This window comes from Micromonospora sp. WMMA1976, from assembly GCF_027497335.1.
GTDB classification, from domain to species: Bacteria; Actinomycetota; Actinomycetes; order Mycobacteriales; family Micromonosporaceae; genus Micromonospora; species Micromonospora aurantiaca.
Genome location: NZ_CP114912.1, coordinates 3,270,299 through 3,289,022, shown reverse-complemented (window position 1 = coordinate 3,289,022; position 18,724 = coordinate 3,270,299). Strand labels below are relative to the sequence as shown.

The 18,724-nt window shown below is 74.8% G+C and carries 21 protein-coding genes; 10 read left to right on the top strand and 11 right to left on the bottom strand.

The annotated features are described in order from the left end of the window. Positions 1 to 24: 24 nt before the first annotated feature. The 3 genes from O7546_RS15280 to O7546_RS15270 form a co-directional block, all read right to left on the bottom strand. A complete protein-coding gene (locus O7546_RS15280) occupies positions 25 to 384 on the bottom strand; it encodes a hypothetical protein (protein WP_194799376.1) in 360 nt (119 codons plus the stop codon). A 98-nt stretch (positions 385 to 482) separates the two neighbouring features. After that, entirely contained in the window at positions 483 to 821 is a 339-nt protein-coding gene (locus O7546_RS15275; protein WP_194799377.1) for a putative quinol monooxygenase, read from the bottom strand. A gap of 39 nt (positions 822 to 860) precedes the next feature. After that, positions 861 to 1,823: a hypothetical protein gene (locus tag O7546_RS15270; RefSeq protein ID WP_269697064.1), complete on the bottom strand. Its 963-nt coding sequence runs from the start codon at positions 1,821 to 1,823 to the stop codon at positions 861 to 863. A gap of 163 nt (positions 1,824 to 1,986) precedes the next feature. Between O7546_RS15270 and O7546_RS15265 the strand changes: the two genes are divergently transcribed. Continuing rightward, positions 1,987 to 2,292: a DUF1330 domain-containing protein gene (locus tag O7546_RS15265; RefSeq protein ID WP_013286485.1), complete on the top strand. Its 306-nt coding sequence runs from the start codon at positions 1,987 to 1,989 to the stop codon at positions 2,290 to 2,292. Between the two features lie 13 nt (positions 2,293 to 2,305). Here the strand turns inward: O7546_RS15265 and O7546_RS15260 are convergent, their stop codons facing one another. Continuing rightward, positions 2,306 to 3,049 carry an N-acetyltransferase gene (locus O7546_RS15260; protein ID WP_281601125.1) on the bottom strand — a complete coding sequence of 248 codons (744 nt, stop codon included), beginning with the start codon at positions 3,047 to 3,049 and terminating at the stop codon, positions 2,306 to 2,308. Between the two features lie 72 nt (positions 3,050 to 3,121). On the opposite strand from O7546_RS15260, the gene O7546_RS15255 reads away from it, so the two are divergent. Beyond that, complete coding sequence (locus tag O7546_RS15255) at positions 3,122 to 3,544, top strand: acyl-CoA thioesterase (RefSeq protein WP_194799380.1); 423 nt, start codon at positions 3,122 to 3,124, stop codon at positions 3,542 to 3,544. Positions 3,545 to 3,552: 8 nt separating this feature from the next. Here O7546_RS15255 and O7546_RS15250 read toward each other — a convergent pair whose 3' ends face one another. Continuing rightward, a complete protein-coding gene (locus tag O7546_RS15250; protein WP_269697062.1) occupies positions 3,553 to 4,212 on the bottom strand; it encodes a response regulator transcription factor in 660 nt (219 codons plus the stop codon). Beyond that, the gene (locus O7546_RS15245; RefSeq protein WP_281601124.1) at positions 4,200 to 5,483 is read right to left on the bottom strand and encodes a histidine kinase; all 1,284 of its coding nucleotides are present in this window, start codon (positions 5,481 to 5,483) and stop codon (positions 4,200 to 4,202) included. Before O7546_RS15245 ends, O7546_RS15250 begins: the two co-directional genes overlap by 13 nt. A 133-nt stretch (positions 5,484 to 5,616) precedes the next feature. Here O7546_RS15245 and O7546_RS15240 point away from each other — a divergent pair, with 133 nt between their 5' ends. From O7546_RS15240 to O7546_RS15210, 7 genes are all read left to right on the top strand, one after another. After that, positions 5,617 to 6,258 (top strand): DUF998 domain-containing protein, encoded by a 642-nt coding sequence (locus O7546_RS15240; protein ID WP_194799383.1) that lies wholly within the window; start codon positions 5,617 to 5,619, stop codon positions 6,256 to 6,258. A 4-nt stretch (positions 6,259 to 6,262) separates the two neighbouring features. Further along, the gene (locus tag O7546_RS15235) at positions 6,263 to 6,550 is read left to right on the top strand and encodes a DUF1905 domain-containing protein (protein ID WP_013476678.1); all 288 of its coding nucleotides are present in this window, start codon (positions 6,263 to 6,265) and stop codon (positions 6,548 to 6,550) included. Further along, positions 6,547 to 7,443 carry a Sir2 family NAD-dependent protein deacetylase gene (locus O7546_RS15230; protein ID WP_269697060.1) on the top strand — a complete coding sequence of 299 codons (897 nt, stop codon included), beginning with the start codon at positions 6,547 to 6,549 and terminating at the stop codon, positions 7,441 to 7,443. The genes O7546_RS15235 and O7546_RS15230 overlap by 4 nt, the downstream gene beginning before the upstream one ends. A 168-nt stretch (positions 7,444 to 7,611) precedes the next feature. Then, the gene (locus O7546_RS15225; protein ID WP_281601123.1) at positions 7,612 to 8,838 is read left to right on the top strand and encodes a low temperature requirement protein A; all 1,227 of its coding nucleotides are present in this window, start codon (positions 7,612 to 7,614) and stop codon (positions 8,836 to 8,838) included. Between the two features lie 69 nt (positions 8,839 to 8,907). Further along, complete coding sequence (locus O7546_RS15220) at positions 8,908 to 10,260, top strand: extracellular solute-binding protein (protein WP_194799386.1); 1,353 nt, start codon at positions 8,908 to 8,910, stop codon at positions 10,258 to 10,260. Positions 10,261 to 10,266: 6 nt separating this feature from the next. Next, complete coding sequence (locus O7546_RS15215) at positions 10,267 to 11,220, top strand: sugar ABC transporter permease (RefSeq protein WP_194799387.1); 954 nt, start codon at positions 10,267 to 10,269, stop codon at positions 11,218 to 11,220. Beyond that, positions 11,217 to 12,134 (top strand): carbohydrate ABC transporter permease, encoded by a 918-nt coding sequence (locus O7546_RS15210; protein WP_194799388.1) that lies wholly within the window; start codon positions 11,217 to 11,219, stop codon positions 12,132 to 12,134. The genes O7546_RS15215 and O7546_RS15210 overlap by 4 nt, the downstream gene beginning before the upstream one ends. Before the next feature lie 3 nt (positions 12,135 to 12,137). Here O7546_RS15210 and O7546_RS15205 read toward each other — a convergent pair whose 3' ends face one another. Further along, on the bottom strand, positions 12,138 to 12,683 hold the full coding sequence (locus tag O7546_RS15205; RefSeq protein WP_194799389.1) for a hypothetical protein: 546 nt from the start codon (positions 12,681 to 12,683) through the stop codon (positions 12,138 to 12,140). 70 nt (positions 12,684 to 12,753) lie between these two features. Between O7546_RS15205 and O7546_RS15200 the strand changes: the two genes are divergently transcribed. Continuing rightward, a complete protein-coding gene (locus O7546_RS15200; protein WP_194799390.1) occupies positions 12,754 to 13,332 on the top strand; it encodes a TetR family transcriptional regulator C-terminal domain-containing protein in 579 nt (192 codons plus the stop codon). A 5-nt stretch (positions 13,333 to 13,337) separates the two neighbouring features. On the opposite strand, the gene O7546_RS15195 is transcribed toward O7546_RS15200, so the two are convergent. From O7546_RS15195 to O7546_RS15180, 4 genes are read right to left on the bottom strand one after another with little or no spacing between them, the layout of a single operon-like run. After that, positions 13,338 to 16,079, bottom strand: coding sequence for a LuxR family transcriptional regulator (locus O7546_RS15195; protein ID WP_281601122.1), 2,742 nt, complete (start codon positions 16,077 to 16,079; stop codon positions 13,338 to 13,340). Between the two features lie 48 nt (positions 16,080 to 16,127). Next, positions 16,128 to 17,546 (bottom strand): hypothetical protein, encoded by a 1,419-nt coding sequence (locus O7546_RS15190; protein ID WP_194799457.1) that lies wholly within the window; start codon positions 17,544 to 17,546, stop codon positions 16,128 to 16,130. Between the two features lie 8 nt (positions 17,547 to 17,554). Continuing rightward, positions 17,555 to 18,109, bottom strand: coding sequence for a hypothetical protein (locus O7546_RS15185; protein ID WP_194799392.1), 555 nt, complete (start codon positions 18,107 to 18,109; stop codon positions 17,555 to 17,557). A gap of 12 nt (positions 18,110 to 18,121) precedes the next feature. Next, a complete protein-coding gene (locus tag O7546_RS15180) occupies positions 18,122 to 18,691 on the bottom strand; it encodes a hypothetical protein (RefSeq protein WP_269697053.1) in 570 nt (189 codons plus the stop codon). Between the last annotated feature and the right edge of the window lie 33 nt (positions 18,692 to 18,724).

Below are 18,724 nucleotides of genomic sequence, written 5' to 3'. Positions count from 1 at the left end.
CGCCCGACGCGCCCCGGCCAGTGGTCAGCCCGCGCAGTTGTTGTTGCGCACCGGCCGGGTCAGCCGCTCCTGGTCCCCGTACGCCGCGTACACCCGCAGGTAGCACGGCAGGTCCACGTCGCCGTAGTAGCTGACCACCTGGTCGTCGTAGTGCGTGGTGCCGCTGTCGGTCACCTGCCACGTGCCGCCGTCACCGGACTGGATCTCCCAGTAGACGTCGCCCGAGCAGCCGTCCAGGCCGCGCGACCAGGCGATCAGGTTCGCCCCGTTGTAGATCTCCGACTGCACCAGGGTGCAGGCCGCGGCCTGGGCCGGTGTCGCGACCGCGAGCAGGCCCGCGGCCGTCATCGCCCCGGCGCCGAGCGCCGCCATCAGCTTGCGCATGCTTCAGCTCCTCCACGGTGGATGGTGGATCTTTCCGCCGAGGGTAGCGGGAGCTGAAAACAAGCTTCAATCCCTGAGCGGTAAACCGTGGGAAATCTTCAGCTCGCGGCGTCGCCGGGCACCGCCATCTCGCCCAAGCGCGACCAGTCCTGCTGCGGCACCGTCACGTTGACGATCCGGGGCGTCTCGGCCAGGTGCGGCGGCAGCGTGCGCTGGGCGGTCCGGAAGTGCTCCGACTGCACGTGCGCCGCGCCCGCCTCGTCGTCCCGGAACGCCTCGACCAGCACGTACTCGGTCGGGTCGTCCAGGCTGCGGGACCAGTCGAACCACAGGCAGCCGGGCTCGGCCCGGGTCGCGGCGGTGAAGTCGGCGGCGATCTGCGGCCAGTTGTCGGCGTCCTCCGGACGGACCCGGAACTTCGCGGTAATGAAGATCATGGGATCAGGCTACCCAGGCCGGGTGGCCGCCGTCCGGCATCAGCTCTTGGCCCCCGGCCCGAGCAGTTCGGCGGCCCGCCGGTCGGCGAACGCGGTGACCGCCTGCTGCCCGGCGCCGAACACGATCGCCAGGCCCAGCAGCGCGGCCGTGCTGCTCACGCTGGTCTCCACCAGGCCGCCGATGACCAGCATGATGCCGACCACCGCGACCAGCGGGCCGACGGCGAGCTTCAGCAGCCCCTGCTGGAACGGCAGCTTGTAGGGCAGCCCGCCGGACCGTGAGGTGATCATCGACGGCAGCGCGCTGAGGAACGCCCCGAGGGCCCCGGCGATCAGCACGAAGAACAGCAGCCGCCAGGCCGGTACGCCACCGGCGTCGGTCGGCGCCTCCAGCAGCCGGACGTCGCGGCTGAGCCACTGCACCAGCACCACGAGGACCTCCGCCACCAGCGCGAACACCGACAGCCCCAGCATCCGGTTGCGCAGCCGGCGCGCCGACTCGTGGAACTCGTCGGACGCGGAGTGGTAGCGCAGCAGCAACGCCTGCACCCGGGCGCGCAGCAGGTCCGCGGGCACCCCGCCGGTCACGGTGTCGAGGTCGGTGAGCACCTTGTCGTCGGCCGGCAGCACCTGCGCCGCCGCGCTGCGGTACGCGGGCAGCAGCCCGGTCAGCTCGTCCGCGGAGCGCAGCGCCACCGTGGCCCGCTCCACCGAGTGGATCGTCTGCCACGCGTACTCCAGGTTGCCGCCGCGCAACCACTCGACCACGCCGCTGCGCCCGAGCACCACCTCCACCCGGGACAGCTGCGCGCGCAGCGCCTCGGCCCGCTCGGGGTCGCGCGGGGACAGCACCGCGAGCTGCTGGTACAGGTCGTCGAGCTTGGTCCGTACGCGGACCTGCCACACCGCGCCGGGAACCGGCGTCGCGGGCCGGGACGGCGCGCCCTCCGGCGCGTTCCGGGGTTCCGGTATGGCCTCCGGCTGGGTCTCCTGCTCGATCATCGTGCCCCACCTCTTTCCCCACGCCGCGCGGTCCTGCTACCAGTATTCGCAGGTCAGAGCCATAATGGCTAGAGCACACCGGACAGTCGGCCCGGCTCGCGGCGGCGCGGGATCCGGCCCGACGGACGAGGCCGCAGCCGTCGGACGTCGGTAGCCTGGGCCGGTGACCGTCTACGCCCTCGCACAGCTCACCATCCACGACCGGGCGCGCTACGACAGGTATGCCGCCGCCTTCCCGCCGGTGCTGGCCCGTTACGGCGGGAAGCTGCTCGCTGCCGACACCGCCCCCCGCGTGGTCGAGGGGGAGTGGCCGCACCAGAAGGCGGTGCTGTTGTCGTTCGACAGCCGGGAGGACTTCGAGCGCTGGTCCACCTCACCGGAGTACCGGGAGATCTCCCGCGACCGGGAGGCGGCCACCGAGGGCGTGGTGCTGCTGCTCGACGGGATCGGTCACGCCTGGCCGGCCTGACCGGCGGGCCCGCTCAGAGCCGGTGCCGCACCCACACGTTCGGTTCGACGTACGCGGCGTGGTCGTGGCCGGCGTCGACGAGCACCGGCGTCAGCGCGCCGGGCACGCGTACCGGGCCGGAGGTGTCGAACGGCAGCCCGGTCCAGCGCCGCCAGTCGGCGAGGGTGCCGGTCACCGTCATCGACCGGGGCGCGACCCGCTCGATCACCCCGCCCGCGCGGACGTGCACCCGCAGCCACGGGTCGGCCGGCAGTCCGTCGGGGCGGCGCCGGGCCGCGTACTCGGCCATCGGCACGTCCGGGACGGCGGCCTTGCCGCTCGGGCGCACCGGCGCCACCAGCGTGTCGAAGCCCGCGCGGGCCACCGCCGCACGCATGACCGCGAGCATCAGCCCGGACACCCCGCCGCCGCGCCGGTCCGGGCGCACGCAGATCTCCAGCGCGGACACCAGGTTGGGGGTGGACCCGGTGAGGCGGCCGAGCGTGGCCCGCTGGATCACCCGGTCCCAGCCGCCGTCGGGCAGTTCGTCCTCGGTCCAGCGCAGCGGCACCGCATACCCGCGGGCGACGGCCCGGCCCGGCTCGGCCGGGTCGACGGCGGCGAAGACGAACTCGGGGTACAGCTCGTGCGCGACGCCGTAGTAGAGGGCGCCCATCGGATCCCAGAGCATGAACGGCGGCCAGGCGCCGTCGAAGTCGGTGTCCAGCAGCGGCGCCAGGCCGGGCCGCTGCGCCAGTGTCACGATCTCCAGGGTCACGCCGGGGAGGCTAGGACCACACGGCCCGGACCGCACGCCGATTACCGCTGCGCCCCTGGTTAGGCTGCCGGCATGGCAGATCCGTTCCGGGTACGCGTCACCGTGCGCGGCTACGAACTCGACACGCAGGGACACCTCAACCAGGCGGTCTACCTCCAGTACGCCGAGCACGCCCGCTGGGAGTGCCTGCGCGCCTCCGGCATCGGCCAGGACCGGCTGCTCGCCGGCGGCGTCGGGCCGGTCGCGCTGGAGGTGACGGTGCGCTACCTGCGGGAGCTGCGCGGCGGCGACGAGGTGGACGTGACCTGCGAGTTCCACTGGGGCGAGGGCAAGACGTTCCGGATCGGCCAGGAGTTCACCCGCGCCGACGGCATCCCGGTGGCCTCGGTGACCGGGGTGGGTGGCCTGCTCGACCTCACCGAGCGGCGGCTGGTGTCCGACCCGCGCGAGCGGTTCCGGGCGCTGGCCACCGACCCCGTGCCGATGAACCTGTAGGGCCCCGGTCAGCCCGCCGCGCGCAGCCAGGCCAGCACTGCCAGCACCCGCCGGTTGGTGTCCTCGTCCGGCGGCAGACCGAGCTTGGCCAGGATGTTGCCCACGTGCTTGCCCACCGCCGCCTCGGTGACGTGCAGCCGCGCCGCGATCGCGCTGTTGGAGTGTCCCTCGGCGATCAGGCCCAGCACCTCCCGCTCCCGGGGAGACAGCGCGCCGAGCGGGTCGCGGGGGCGGCGCAGCAGGTGCCGCACCACGTCCGGGTCGACGGCGGTGCCGCCGGCCGCCACCCGGCGCAGCGTGGCGGCGAACTCGGCGACGTCTGCCACCCGGTCCTTGAGCAGGTAGCCGACCCGGTTGCCGTCGCCGCTGTCGAGCAGCGCAGCCGCGTACGCGCTCTGCACGTGCTGGCTGAGCACCACCACGGCCAGGTCCGGACGTTCGGCGCGCAACGCGACCGCCGCCCGCAGGCCGTCGTCGCGGTGCTGCGGCGGCATCCGGATGTCGGTCACCAGCAGGTCGGGGCGGTGCGTGCGGACCGCGTCGAGCAGCTCCGGGGCGGAACCCACGGCGGCGTCCACCACGAAGCCGAACCGGGTCAGCAGGCCCACCAGGCCCTCCCGGAGCAGGACCTCGTCCTCGGCCAGGACGACCCGGGTCACGGACGGCACGGCAGCTCCACCCGCACGAGGGTAGGCCCACCGGGCGGGCTGGACAGCAGCAGCCGCCCGTCCGCCGCGGCCACCCGGTCCGCGAGCCCGGTCAGGCCGGTGCCGCGCGCCGGGTCGGCGCCTCCCCGGCCGTCGTCGCGTACCTCCACCACCAGCAGCCGTTCGTCGCGGATCAGCCGCACCTCGGCCCGGGTGGCCCCGGAGTGCCGGGCCACGTTGCCGAGCGTCTCCGAGACCACGTACCAGGCGGTGGTCTCCACCAGCTCCGGCACCGGGCGGGTCAGGTCGGCGTGCACGGCGACCGGGACGACCGACCGGGCGGCCAGGTCACCGACGGCGGCGGCCAGGCCGAGTTCGGTGAGCTGCGCCGGGCGGATGCCGTGGACGATCCCGCGCAACGTCACCATCAGCTCCTTGGCCTGCTCGTGTGCGGACGCGAGCGGCCCCGCCGCCGGGGAGCCGTCCGGCACGTCGAGGCGGGCCAGCCCGAGCTGGAGGGTGAGGCTGGTCAGGCGCGGCTGCACGCCGTCGTGCACGTCCCGCTCGATGCGGCGGCGCTCGGCCTCGTAGGCGCTCATCAGGCGGGCCCGGGAACGGGTCACCTCGCGCAGCGCCGTCCCGGCGGGTGCGTCGTTGAGCAGCAGGCGGGCCGCCGTCGCCTGGACCGCTACGAGCAGGCCGGCCAGATAGACCAGCGCGGGGACCGCCAGCAGAGCGGCGAGCGCGTACGGCACCGCCTCGGCCGGGGAGTCGACAGTGGCCCAGATCAGCACGATCCGGTCCTCGCCGCCGGCCAGCCACGGACCGGCGACCAGCACCGCGTCCAGCAGCACGAGCAGACCGACCATCCCGTACGCCAGCGGCACCGCCACGCCCAGCACGGCCAGGTACGCGGCCTCCCGCCACCCGGCGGCGGTGGTGAGGCGGGCGGTGATCCCGCGCCACCGCGGCGCGGTCACCGGTCGGTCGTCGACCAGGCCGAGGCGCCACCGCTCGACCGCCGCCACCGGCGCGCCGGCCAGCGGCGCGAGCGCCACCACCACGAGCGCCAGCACGGCCAGCACCGCCAGCGCCCGGGCGTCGACCGGGCGGCCCCGCCGCAGCGCGCCGGCCACCAGCAGCAGCGGCGCGGCGACCACCGCCGCGCCGAGCGCCGCCGCGCCGGCCAGGGGCAGCGTCGTGACGGCGTACGCCAGGGCCCGCCACGGCCACGCGGACAGCAGGTAGCGGCGGCGGCGCAACGCGCCGGCCAACCCGTGATCAACGGTCATGGCCCGACGCTAGCCAGGCCACACCGTGCTTCCCAGCCGGCTGGACCCCGCTTCCCGGGTAGGTCTGGCCCTACCCCGAACCGGCCCGCCACGCCCCGTGCGCCGGGGCGCCCGCCGACGGTGCACTCGGCGGATGAGAAACCGCCTCGCGGGCGCCTGCTGGCTGCTCGCCGCCGTGTCGTTCCTGGCCGCCAACGTGGTCGTCGGCCTGGTCTGGGACCAGCCCCGGTTCAGCTGGGCCGAACACAACATCAGCGACCTCGGCAACGTGACCTGCGGCGTGTGGGACAGCAGCCGCCCGCGTCCGGTCTGCTCGCCGTGGCACCCGGCCATGAACACGGTGCTCGTCGGCGCCGGGCTGCTGCTCGCGGTCGGCGCGCTGCTCGCACACCGGGCGCTGCGCCCGGGCCGCGCCGCGACCGTCACCGTGGCGTCGGCGGTGGCCGCCGGGTCCGGGTACGTGCTGGCCGGTCTCCACCCGGCCGACGTGGACGAGAACCTGCACGTGCTCGGCGCGCTGCTGGTCTTCGCGCTCGGCAACGCGGCGCTGCTGGCCGCCGCGCTCGGCCGGTCGCCGCTGCTGCGTGAGCTGCGGATCGTCAGCGCGTTCCTGGGCCTGCTCGGCCTGGCCGGCACCGTGCTGTTCCTGTCCCGGGTGGACGCCGGCATCGGCGTGGGCGGCATGGAACGCGTCGCCGTGTTCCCGCTGTTCGCCTGGGTGACGGTGGCCGGGCTGCGGCTGCTGCCGTCGCGTCGGTCCCGGCCCCTATCCTGACCGGATGGAGCTGGCGTTCAGCGGCGAGGTGTGGTTCTGGCGCGGCCCGGCGCCGTACCACTTCGTCACGGTGCCCGACGAGCAGAGCGCGGCGATCGAGGCCGCCTCGGCGTCGGTCACCTACGGCTGGGGCATGATCCCGGTGACGGTCCGCATCGGTGACACCGGCTGGCGGACGTCGCTGTGGCCCAAGGACGGCCGGTACGTGGTGCCGCTGCGGGTCGCGGCGCGCCGGGCGGAGGGGATCGAGCTGGGTGACCGGGTCGACGTGCGGCTGACGGTGGACGTGTGACCGGGCCGGAGCTGGCCGAGGCGGGCCGGCTGCTCGCCGCCGCGCGGCGGCCGGTGGTGTTCACCGGGGCCGGCATGTCGGCCGAGAGCGGCGTGCCGACGTTCCGCGACGCGCAGACCGGGCTCTGGCAGCGGTACGACCCGCAGGAGCTGGCGACCCCGGCGGCGTTCCGGGCCGACCCGGCGCTGGTCTGGGGCTGGTACGAGGCACGCCGCCGCGGGGTGCGCCGGGCGCTCCCGAACGCGGGTCACCGGGCGGTGGCGGCGATCGCGGCCCGGCTGCCGGACACCGTGGTGATCACGCAGAACGTCGACGACCTGCACGAGCGCGGCGGTGTGCCCGCCCCGGTACGCCTGCACGGCAGCCTGTTCGCGCCCCGCTGCTCGGCCTGCGCCCGGCCCGCGCCGCTGCCGCCCGACCTGCCGCCACCCTCCGGCGCGCCGGTGCCGCCCGGCGGCCCGGAGGCGCACGACGAGGCGGAACCGCTCGGCGGGCGGGAGGCGCATGACGAGGCGGAACCGCCCGGCGGGCCGGTGTCGCATGCGGCGGAATCGCAGGACGGGCCGCTGACCCCGCCCGCCTGCGCCGGATGCGGCGCGCCCGTGCGGCCCGGAGTGGTGTGGTTCGGCGAGACGCTGCCGTCGGCCGCGCTCGACGCGGCGGTCGAGGCGGCCTCCGGCTGCGACCTGCTGCTGACGGTGGGCACCTCGGCGCTCGTGCACCCGGCCGCCGAGATCCCGCTCGTGGCGGCCCGCCTCGGCGCGCCCGTGGTGCAGGTGAACCCGGTGCCGACGCCGCTGGACGCGATCTGCGCGGTGAACCTGCGTGGCCCGGCCGGCGAGGTGCTGCCCGCGTTGGTCTGCGCCGCCTGGCCGGACGCCGACGCCGGCTGAGCTGCGGCCACCGACCGGCGGGACAGCCCGGCGCCGCCGCCTCGTCGTACCGCCGGGCGGGCACCGGTCGGCAGACCGAGCCGGGCGTGATCGCGGGAATCACCCGATTCAACCGTCCGGGGCCGCCTACCGTCGGCGCAGGAGGTGGACCGGCGGAGGGCGGCGGACGTGGGACGCGAACGGGTGCGAGGGCGGCTGCGCGCGCCCCGGCCGGGGCCGGACCAGCGCCGGGTCACCCCCTTCGAGATCTTCTTCGACCTGGTCTTCGTCTTCGCGCTCACCCGGATCATGGCGCTGATCGAGCCGCACCCGACCCCGGCCGGGATGGCCAAGGGGCTGCTCCTGCTCGTGCTGCTCTGGGTGGCGTGGCTGTCGTACACCTGGTTGGGCAACCACACGCCCGCCGACGTCGGGGTGGTGCGCGGCGGGTTCCTGGTCGCGATGGCCGCGTTGTTCCTGGCCGCGCTCGCCATGCCGGAGGCGTGGACGTCCGGTCCGGGGCTGGACGGGCCGTTGATCGTCGTGCTGGCCTACGTGGTGCTGCGCGTGGTGCACCTGACGCTGTTCCACTGGGCCGCGGCGGGTGACCCGGAACTGCGCGCCCGGATCCGGTTCTTCGCGTTCGTCAGCGCCGTCGGCTGGGTGCCGCTGCTGCTCGGCGCGCTGATGGACGGTGCCGCGCACGCGGCGCTGTGGGTGCTGGGCTTCGCCGTCGAGGTGGCCGGCCAACGACTGTCGTACGCCCGCCGGGGCGCCTGGCCGCTGCGCAGCCCGACGCACTTCGCCGAGCGGTACGGCCTGGTGCTGATCATCTCGCTGGGGGAGTCGCTGGTGGCCGCGGGGGTGGGCGCGGCCTCGGCGGTCACCGAGCCGCCGGTCCTCGCCGCGGCGCTCGTCGCCTTCGTGGTGACCGTCTGCCTCTGGTGGCTCTACTTCCGCCGCACGTCCCCGGCGGCGGCCCGGACGCTCGCCGCCGCACCGGCGGCGCAGCGGGACCGGATGGCCGCGGACGCCTACAGCCAGACCCATCTGCTGCTCGTCGCCGGCATCATCTTCCTGGCGCTCGGCGTCGAACAGGTGCTGGAGCACGTCGCCGATCCGCAGGCCGGGCCCCGGCTGAACGGCTCGGCGGCGGTGGCGCTGTTCGGCGGCGCGGCCGTCTACCTGGCCGGACGGCTGCTGTTCCGGCGGTTGACCGGTCAGCCGGTGGGTGCGGCCCGGCTGGCCGTCGCCGGTGCGGCGTTGCCGCTGGCCGCGCTCGGGACGGTACTGCCGCCGGCGCTGGCGCTGGCGGCGCTGGCCGGGCTGCTGCTGGTCGCGATCGCCGTCGATCGGCGCGGTGAGCCGTCCGCCGCCGGGCGGTCGACGGTAACCGATGCGCATCAACCGGTTTGAAAGCCGCACCCACCGGAGAAGTGCAGGTCGCGCCCGGCAGAGTGGCCGGCGCGATCACGGGAGGTGGCGATGTCACGGAAACTGCGGGCGACCGCGTTGGCCGGGGTGCTGACCCTGGCGATCAGCGGCTGCGGCGGCGTCGGCGGGGGAGGGGACTCCGGCGGCGGTGGCGCCGAGGGCAGCGGCGCGCTGAGCACCATGGGCTTCAGCCTGTCCGACGAGATCGCCACCACCCGGGTGGACGCGTTCAAGCGTGACCACGGCGACGTCCGGCTGACGATCACCGAGGGCGCGTTCGACGAGCAGCAGTTCCTGTCGGCGGTTGCCTCGGGCAACCCACCGGACCTGGTCTACATGGACCGCAAGCTCATCGGCACGTACGCCGAGCGCGGCTCGATCCAGCCGCTCACCGACTGCGTCGAGAAGCAGCGGATCGACATGGCGCAGTACCGGCAGTCCGCGCGGGAACAGGTGACGCTCGGCGGCACGGTGTACGGCATTCCCGAGTTCTCCCAGGTCCGTGTGCTCTACCTGAACGAGGCGCTGCTCAAACGGGCCGGGCTGGGCGCCGACGACGTGAACCTGGCCGACTGGGCGGGCCTGCCCGCGCTCAACGCCAGGCTCGCCGCCGTCTCCGGGGGCCGGCTCAGCCGCATCGGCATCGACCCGAAGATCCCCGAGTTCCTGCCGATGTGGGCCAAGGCCAACGGCGCCGACATGATCTCCGCCGACGGCACCCGGGCCAACCTCACCGACCCGAAGGTGGTCGAGGCGCTCACCACCGGCGTCGGGCTCATCCGGGCCCAGGGCGGCTGGGGGAAGTTCAAGTCGTTCCGGGACACGTTCGACTTCTTCGGCGCGCAGAACCCGCTCGCGAAGAACCAGATCGCCGCGTGGCCGATGGAGGAGTGGTTCCTCAACCAGGCCGCGAAGAACAGCCCGGACGCCGAGCTGGTGGTCAAGCCGTTCGTCGACCGGCAGGGCAAGCCGCTGAGCCTGGCCTCCGGGCAGGCGTGGGTGATCACCAAGGGGGCGAAGAACCCGGAGGCCGCCTGCGCGTTCGTCAAGCAGATGACCGCCACCGACACCTGGCTGGCCGCCGCCCAGGCCCGCGCCGAGGCGCGCAAGGCCGCCAACCTGCCCTTCACCGGCCTCTGGACCGGCAACACGACAGCCGACAAGAAGATCTTCGACGAGGTGTACAAGCCCACCGGCAACAAGCGCTTCGACGACGCGGTGCAGACCATCCGCCAGGCGCAGGACGCCGCGTTCGCGATGCCCGCCTCGCCCGCCGGCGCCGAGTTCGACAAGGCGTGGACGGACGCGGTCAACCGGGTGCTGTCCGGTCAGGAGCAGCCCGCGCAGGCGCTCGACCGGGCGCAGCGGGAGGCGACCGCCGCGCTGGACAAGGCCGCGGACTAGCCCGCCATGGCCACCACCACCGTCACCCCTGCCGTACCGGGCCGGCGGCGCCGCACGTCGCTGGCCCGGCGGGAGGCTCGTTGGGCGTACCTGTTCCTGGCGCCGTGGATCGTCGGGTTCCTGGCGTTCACCGCCGGGCCGATGCTCGCCAGCCTGTGGCTCAGCTTCACCGAGTACGACGTGATCAACCCACCGCGCTTCACCGGGCTGGACAACTACCGGCAGCTGATGTCGGACCCGCAGGTGGCGCGCAGCCTCGGCAACACCGTCTACTACACCGCGCTGCACGTGCCGCTGGTGATGGCGATCTCGCTCGGGCTGGCCCTGCTGCTCAAGCGCGTCGGCCGGCTCTCCGGCTTCTTCCGTACCGTGTTCTACCTGCCGGTGATGACCCCGGCGGTGGCGGTCGGCATCCTGTTCCTGCTGCTGCTCAACACGCAGGACGGCCTGATCAACCGCGGCCTGGCGCTGGTCGGGATCGACGGTCCGAGCTGGACCACGGACCCGGACTGGGTGATGCCGGGCATCGTGCTGATGAGCCTGTGGAGCCTCGGCTCCACCGTGATCATCTACCTGGCCGCGTTGCAGGGCGTGCCCCGCGACCTGTACGAGGCGGCCCAGCTCGACGGTGCCGGGGCCTGGGCGCGGTTCCGGCACGTCACGCTGCCGATGATCTCCGGCGCGCTGTTCTTCACGCTGATCGTCAACACCATCGCGTCGCTGCAGATGTTCACCGAGGTCTACACCATGTACTTCGGCAACCGGCAGACCGCGGGCTCGTTCAGCAGCGACGCGGCGTCGTTCTACGTGATCCACCTGTTCCGGGAGGCGTTCCAGTTCCTGCACATGGGCTTCGCCTCGGCGATGGCCTGGCTGCTCTTCCTGATCATCCTGGTGATCACGCTGGTACAGGTGAAGCTCGGCAACCGGTTCGTCTACTACGAGGGGGAGGACCGGTGACCACCACGAGTCAGCCGCCGGCTGCCGGCGCCGTGGTGGCGCCGGTGACCGTACCCGGACCGGTGCGGCAGGCCGACGACGGCCGCCGGCCCCGCTGGCAGCGCGTGCTGTTCGTGCTCGCCCTGGTGGCCGCCGCCGTGGTCTTCCTGCTGCCGTTCGTCTGGCTGGTCGGCGCGTCGCTGCGACCCCGGGAGTACGTCTTCGCGCCCGGCCTGCTGCCCACGCCGTTCGCGCCGGACAACTACGCCCGGGCGTGGGACGCGATGCCGCTGTTCACCTGGCTGTTCAACAGCGTCGTGGTGGGCGTGGCGGCGGCGGCCGCGGCTACGTTGTCCAGCGCCTGGGTCGCGTTCGGGTTCGCGTACTTCCGGTTCCCCGGCCGCAACGTGCTGTTCGGGCTGGTGCTGGCCACCATGATGCTGCCGTTCGCGGTCACCATGATCCCGACGTACCTGATCTGGAACCGGCTCGGCCTGGTCGACACACAGGTGCCGCTCTGGGCCGGCAACCTGTTCGGCTCGGCGTTCTACATCTTCCTGCTGCGCCAGTTCTTCCTGTCGCTGCCCCGGGAGTACTTCGAGGCGGCCCGGGTCGACGGGGCCAGCTATCCGCAGCTGTTCTGGCGGATGGCGTTCCCGCTGGTCCGTCCGGCCCTGCTGGTGGCGTTCGTGTTCGAGTTCAAGGCGAGCTGGACGGACCTGGTGAAGCCGCTGATCTATCTGCGCAACGAGCAGCTCTACACGCTGCCCCGGGGGCTGAAGGTGATCCTGGACCGGTTCGGCTACGGCGGCGAGCAGCAGTGGGAGGTCGTCCTCGCCGCCAGCGTGATCGCCACCGTACCGATGATCGTCCTGTTCTTCCTGGCCCAGCGGCACTTCGTGGAGGGGATTGCGACGGGCGGGCGCAAGGGGTGAGCCTCACGCGTCGCGCGGCGCCCGTTTCGGGAAGACGGTGTACGCGACCGGCCAGAACACCAGCCAGCCCGCCATCACCACGCTGAGCCGTCCGGTCCACGCCCACAGCTCGGCGGTGCGCTCGCCGTCGCCCACCACGGCGATGCCGGCGAGCAGCACGCCGCAGGCGACGGCCCAGCCGAGCATGCCCTTGCCCCACTCGCGCCACTCGTGCCGGGCCCGTGCCATTCCGTACCGGGGCGCCCGGCTCGGGGGAGGACCGCCGGCGAACCGGTGCGCGAACCGCTGGTCGGCCCAGCGCACCATGCTGTGCCCGAACGCCACCGAGAACCCGAGGTACGCGGCGGCGAGGCCGTGGGCGAACGTGGCTGTCGCGCCCCGGCGCAGGTCGATCATCGTGGCGGCCAGCAGCACCAGGTCGACGACCGGCACGGCGATCAGCAGTGCGGCGCCGAGGCGGGGCCGGCGCAGCGGGTACCGGGCGATCAGTCCGGCGAGCAGCACCACCCAGAACGCCACCTCGCATCCGACGATCACTGCCACGAGCATGCGGTCTCCTTTTTTAGTACGCTGTGCGATAACCGTAACAGCGCTCGTCGACCAGGTTCCGGAGGGGCCCGTGCCCAAGATCGTCGACCACGACGCGCGACGTGCCGAACTGGCGCGGGCGATGTGGCGGGTCGTCTACCGCGACGGCGTCGGCGCCGCCACCGTCCGCAGCATCGCGGCCGAGGCGGGCTGGTCACCGAGCGCACTGCGGCACTACTTCGCCACCCAGACCGAGCTGCTGGTGTTCGCCATGGAGCACGTGCAGGCCGAGGCGGCCTCGCGGATCACCGGAGGCGACCGCAGCGGCAGCCCGCGCGAGGTCGCCCAGCGGATCCTGGAACAACTGCTGCCGCTCGACCGCCAGCGCGTCCGCGAGGCCGAGGTGTGGCTGCTGCTCGCCGCGCGCGCCCCGACCGACCCGGCCGCCCGCGCCCGGACGGCCGAGGCGGACGACGGCATCCGACGCGCCGTCGAGTTCGCCGTCACGCTGCTCACCGGGGAACCGGCCGCCGACCCCGAGGCGGTCGCGGGGCTGCACGCGGTGCTCGACGGGCTCGCGCTGCACGCGCTGCTGCACCCCGACCGGATGCCGCCCCGGCGCGCCCGGGAACTGCTCGGCGCGCACCTGGACGCGCTCGCCGCGTCCTGACCGTCTCAGTCGCCGGGCGGCCGGCCCATCGCCGCGCCCAGCTCGGCGCGGCTGGTGATGCCCAGCTTGCGGTAGACCCGGGCCAGGTTGGCCTCGACCGTCTTCGGGCTGATGTAGAGCGCGTCGGCGATGAGCCGGTTCGTCTGCCCCCGCGCGGCGAGCCGGGCCACCCGCTCCTCGGTCGCGGTGAGCGTCGTCGGCGCCGGGGTGCGGGCGCCGATGCGGCCCAGCTCCGCCCGCGCCCGGTCGGCGAACGCGGACGCGCCGAGCGCGTCGAACTCGGCCACTGCCGCGTCCAGCGCCTCCCGCGCCTCCCGGCGTCGCCGCACCCGCCGGTACGCGCGCCCGGCGGCGAGGAGGCAGCGGGCCCGGTCCAGCGGCAGCACCGCCTCCGGCACCGCGGCCCGGGCCTGCGTCAGCGCGTCCAGCGCCGTGCCCGGATCCGTCCCGGTGGCCCCGGCCAGCAGCACCCGGCTGCGGGCCAGACCCAGCGTCGTCCACGGACGCGGCAGCCGGCTGTGGCGCCGGGCCAGCCGGTCCAGCGCGGCGTGCGCGGTGTCCAGGTCACCGGCGCCCACGCACGCTTCGATCCAGTCCGGCTCGAAGCGCTGCCCCAGCGGTTCGGCGATGCCCGATCCGTCCAGGTCGGCGGCGAGCGCGCCGTACGCCGCCGCGGCGGCGGCCCACTCCCCGGACGCAAGCGCCACCAGCCCGGTGAGCTGGTGGTGCAGCCGGCGGCTCCAGGCGTCGCCGAGGTCGTCGTCGCGGCGCAGCCCGGCCGCTGCCGCGCCGGCCTGAGCCAGCCGTCCCCGGTGCGCGTCGAGCACGCCGCCCAGCCAGCTCTCGCCCACCAGCCCGGTGCCCAGCTGCTCACCCAGGTCACGGGCCGCGGCGATGTGCGTCCCGGCCTCGGCGAAGCGTCCCGCCAGCAGTTCCGTCTCGCCGAGGTGGGTGAGCACCTCGTGCCGCAGCGGATCGTCGCCGCGCGCCACCGCCAGGTCCAGCATCAGGTGCAGCCGGGCCCGCGCCCGGTCGTGGTCGTCGACCGACTTCCACCAGATCGCCGGTACCGAACCGGCCAGGAAGGACGGTTCACCGCCCTCCAGCGCCAGCGCCCGGTCCAGCAGCTCGGTGGACGCCGGGCCGCCGGCGCGTACCTCGTGGAAGAACAGCAGCAGCAGCGCGGCGGTGAGCAGCGGGCGGTGCTCGTCGCGGTCGGACAGGCGGGCGATCGCGGCCCGCGCGTGCCGGCGGGCGGGCTCCGGCTGGTCGTGGAACATGGTCAGGTGGGTGTGGATCCGCCCGGCCAGGTCGCCGTCCGGCCCGGCGGCGGCGAGCGCCTGCTCGGCGACGCGGACGGCGGTGACCAGGTCGTCGGCGCACCAGGCGACGAGCGCGCGCAACAGCAGCGCCTCGCCCCGCTCGGCGCCGGTCAGCTCACCCGCCGCCACCTCGGCAGCCCGCCCGGCCGCCGCGTAGTCGCCGCTGTCGATGCGGCACTGCACCGCGTCGAGGCGGCGCCGGTTCCGCTCGGCGGCAGCCGACGGCGGGGTCAGCTCGGCGGCCCGGGCGTACCAGTCGGCGGCGAGCGCGGACGCGCCGCGCATCCGCTGCCGGGCCGCCGCCGCGGCCAGGTCGGCCGCGACGGCGGCGTCCGGCGCGACGGTGCACCGGGACAGGTGCCGGGCCCGCTCGTCCGGGTCGGCGACCGCGCCGGCGAGCAGCGCGTGCAGCCGCCGCCGGGCTCCCGGCGGGATGCTCTCGCGCACCGCCGCCGCGTACCGGGGGTGCGCGAAATCGATCCGGCTCGCCGTGACCGCGACCAGCCCGGCGTCCTCGGCCGCGTCCAGCGCCCCGGCCGGCACGTCCGCCGACGCCAGGTCGCGCACCGTCGGCACGGTCAGCAGCGCGGCCAGCCGCACCGCGTCGCGGCTCGGGCCGGGCAGCGCCCGCAGCGTCTCGGCGAGCAGCAGGCGCAGCGACGACGGTACGGGCAGGTCCTCGTCGTGCGCGGGCGGGCGGGGCAGCCGCAGCACCGCCCGGGCCAGCTCGATGGCGAGCAGCGGGTTGCCGTCGGCGTCGCGGGCCAGCCGGTCGGTGAGCGGCCGGCTGAGCGTGCCGCCGAGCCGGGCCGCCAGGACGCGGTGCAGGTCCGCCGGGGCCAGCGGCGGTACGTCGGCGCGTAGCAGCCGGTGCCGTCCGGCCGGGTCGTCGTCCAGCCCGAGCGGCACCGGAAACGGCGGGTCGTCCCCGGTGCGGTGCGTGGCCAGGACGGCGGGCCACCGGTTCAGCCGGCGCAGCGCGAACCGCAGTGCCCGGGCGCTCGGCGGGTCCAGCCACTGCGGATCGTCGACCGCGAGCAGGACCCGGGGCGCGCCGGTGACCGCCGCGTCGAGCAGCGTGTATGTGGCCGCGCCCACCGCCCGTTCGTCCACCGCGCCGTCGTGCTCACCGGTCAGCAGCACCATGTCGGCCGCGGCCCGCTGCGGTGCGGGCAGCCCCGGCAGCGCGTCCGCGAGCGGGCGCAGCACGTCGGCGAGTGCCGCGTACGGCAGCGCGCTCTCGGCCTCGGTGGGTGCGGCGGACAGCACCCGCCAGCCGGTCCGCCCGGCGTGGGCGACCACCGCCCGCCAGAGCGCGGTCTTGCCGATGCCGCTCGGGCCGTCGAGGAGCACCGGCGCACCGGCGGTCAGGGCACGCCACACCCGCTCGACGACCGCGTCGCGGCCGACCAGTGCGGCGTCCATGGCGGGATGGTGGCACAGCGGCGCCCGTGGACCCAGCGTCGGCGCGGCCTAGCCGGGAACCTGTCCGCATATCGAGACGGGCGGGATCACCTCCTGGTTGCGGTAGACGTCGGCGCTCCAGCTCGGTCCGGCGGACGCCACGATCGGCGGTATCCGCGGGGCCCGGGACGGGCTGAGCAGGCTGAGGAACTTGTTGATCACCTGGACGACGGGTTCCAGGATCCGGTAGCCGATCCCGAACCGCGCCCGCACGCCGAGCCCGACGCCCCGGCACAGCGCGTACGGAGCGCCGAGCGCGGACCCGATGGTGGCGCCGTACGAGGTGACCAGCTCGAACCAGATCCCGGCGGTGAACAGGAACGCGCTGATGCCCAAGGTGAACCGCACGCCGTGCCGGACGACAAGCCCCATCACGCCGACCGGCACACCGGTGAGCGAGTCGAGCAGGCTCACCCGGCGGGCGAAGCCCTCGGTCACGCGCGAGCCCACCTGGCCGCCCGCGTAGCCGAACCCGAGCTTGCCGGCGAGGGCGTACTCGCCGGAGCCGCGGAACGTGCCCAGTTTCGCGCCGAACGCGGTGGCCACCTCAAGCGTCTGGCTCACCGTGAACGACAGCGGCAGGCCGGCGACCAGCCCGATCGGGAACGCGATGTCGACCGGGACCGGGAACGTCCGGCGGTGGTTCTGCCCGCCGTCGATCCCGGCGGTGAAGTCCACCTTGATGCCGAAGCCGCCACCGATCTCCAGTTCGGCCCGGGTCACCTTGCCGGCGCCGATGGCCAGGTGGAACGACGCGGCCGGTCGGCCCACGGTCAGCGTCACGGTGCCGGCCAGCCGGAGGCCGCCGTCGTCGTACGTGAAGTGCGTGCCGACGCCACCGGCGCAGCAGAACGTCCGGACCCGGTAGCCGTGGGCGCTCGCGGCGGCCTGCCCGCCCGGCGCGGGTGGCGGCTGCGCGGGCGCGACGGCGAGCGGGCGGGCCCGGCCGAGCGTGCCGCCGGCCGCCGCGGCGTCCCGGGTCCACGACGGCTCGCCGGCCACGTAGACGGTCGGGCGGTCGAGCGTGACGTCGTCCCCGCCGAACGTGCCGTCACGGATCACCTCGGTGAGCGTGACCGGGCCGATCGTGACGACAAGGTCGCCGCCTTCCTCGGCCAGGTCGAGCACGCGTCCCACGCCGCGTCCGGTGAGGAACATGACCCGGCCGGGCGCGAGCCGGTCGGCGTCGCGGGCACCGGGGTCGAGCCGCCAGATCAGCCCGTCCGGGCTCACCGACCGCACGGTGCGGCTGCCCCCGCCGACGAGCACCACGTCCGGTTGCAGCGTGACGTCCTTGCCCGGGACCGGCGCCTGCCCGTACCGGGGCTCCCCGTCGCCCGCGTCGGCCGGGCCTGGTCTGGGGCCGCCGCAGCCGGTCACCACGAGCAGCACCACCAAGCCGGCCGTGAGCAGCCGCCGGCCGCGCACCGGCCGCCTCACATCCGGCCGGCGACGGTACGGGCGAGCCGTTCCAGCGGCGCCCGGTTCTCCTGCGGGTCGTTGAGCCGCATCAGCCGCACCGCGACCCACAGCTCGCCCTTGCGCAGGAAGAACGCCTCGTAGGTGAGCAGGGCCTCGTCTGCCGTGCCGGTCAGCTCCCGGATCTCGTGCCCGAGCTGCCGCTCGATGTCGAGGTACTTCTTGGCGCCGTCACCCACGAACACCTCGACCTGGGCGGTCGGCCCGCTCACCGGGCCGGTGTAGGTGCAGGACTGCCCGGCCGCCACCGGTTCCTCCAGCGGCGTGCCGGCGAGGCGCTCGGCGTCGTCCTTCGACACCAGCGTGCACGCCTGCGGCGCATCGGCGGCGTCGTCCACCGGTCCGGCGCTCGGCTCGGCCGGCGCCTCCCCGGTCGGGTCCGCGACCGGCGTGCCCGCACCGGGTACGGCGCCACCGGCGGCGGGCGGTTCGTCGCCGCCGCAACCGGCGGACGCGGTGAGCAGGGCCGCGGCCAGCGCGAGCGCGAGCGCGACCAGTCGGCGGGTTCGCATGCCGGCCCCCGCTCAGGCCGGGATCGCGTCGAGCGTGCGGCGCAGGATCTGCTCGTTACCTGCGGTGCCGCCTTCGAAGCTGCTGATGGTCACCGTGTACGTGCCCTTGCCGTCGATCAGCACCGCCTCGCCGCGCACGTCCTTGACCGCGAGGTAGCCCCGCTCGCCCCGGTCCAGGTCGACGACCTTCTCGTACTGCTGGCCGGCCTGGTCGTACTGGTAGTCGTAGGTGGCCTTGCCGGCGGTCGCCGAGGCGGTGGTGACCGCCAGCTGGGCGACGCCGTCGCCGAACGAGCAGTTGCCCTCGTCGCGCAGCTTCCGGTCGACCAGTTCGGAGACCTGGGCGGCGGTGAACGGGCACGGCGGCCGCACGTCGTCCACCGCGCCCGCGTCCGGGTCGCCGCCGTCCCCGTCCGCCGCGGTGTCGGCCGACCCGGCGTCGACGATCCCGCCGCCGCCGGAGTCGCACCCGGCCGGCGCGAGCAGGGCGAGCAGGAGCAGGGGCAGGATCAGCCCCAGCGGGAGCCCGCCGTCGCGGCGGGAACGGGCGGTCCGGACCGGTGTGAGCGCGTCAGATGCCATGCCCCTGACGCTAGGCGCGTCGTCACCGCGCGT

Excerpts from the sequence above, each read along its gene's own strand:
- O7546_RS15280 (WP_194799376.1), bottom strand. The coding sequence starts at position 384 with ATGCGCAAGCTGATGGCGGCGCTCGGCGCCGGGGCGATGACGGCCGCG.
- O7546_RS15275 (WP_194799377.1), bottom strand. The coding sequence starts at position 821 with ATGATCTTCATTACCGCGAAGTTCCGGGTCCGTCCGGAGGACGCCGAC.
- O7546_RS15270 (WP_269697064.1), bottom strand. The coding sequence starts at position 1,823 with ATGATCGAGCAGGAGACCCAGCCGGAGGCCATACCGGAACCCCGGAAC.
- O7546_RS15255 (WP_194799380.1), top strand. The coding sequence starts at position 3,122 with ATGGCAGATCCGTTCCGGGTACGCGTCACCGTGCGCGGCTACGAACTC.
- O7546_RS15245 (WP_281601124.1), bottom strand. The coding sequence starts at position 5,483 with ATGACCGTTGATCACGGGTTGGCCGGCGCGTTGCGCCGCCGCCGCTAC.
- O7546_RS15240 (WP_194799383.1), top strand. The coding sequence starts at position 5,617 with ATGAGAAACCGCCTCGCGGGCGCCTGCTGGCTGCTCGCCGCCGTGTCG.
- O7546_RS15235 (WP_013476678.1), top strand. The coding sequence starts at position 6,263 with ATGGAGCTGGCGTTCAGCGGCGAGGTGTGGTTCTGGCGCGGCCCGGCG.
- O7546_RS15220 (WP_194799386.1), top strand. The coding sequence starts at position 8,908 with ATGTCACGGAAACTGCGGGCGACCGCGTTGGCCGGGGTGCTGACCCTG.
- O7546_RS15215 (WP_194799387.1), top strand. The coding sequence starts at position 10,267 with ATGGCCACCACCACCGTCACCCCTGCCGTACCGGGCCGGCGGCGCCGC.
- O7546_RS15205 (WP_194799389.1), bottom strand. The coding sequence starts at position 12,683 with ATGCTCGTGGCAGTGATCGTCGGATGCGAGGTGGCGTTCTGGGTGGTG.
- O7546_RS15195 (WP_281601122.1), bottom strand. The coding sequence starts at position 16,079 with ATGGACGCCGCACTGGTCGGCCGCGACGCGGTCGTCGAGCGGGTGTGG.
- O7546_RS15185 (WP_194799392.1), bottom strand. The coding sequence starts at position 18,109 with ATGCGAACCCGCCGACTGGTCGCGCTCGCGCTCGCGCTGGCCGCGGCC.
- O7546_RS15180 (WP_269697053.1), bottom strand. The coding sequence starts at position 18,691 with ATGGCATCTGACGCGCTCACACCGGTCCGGACCGCCCGTTCCCGCCGC.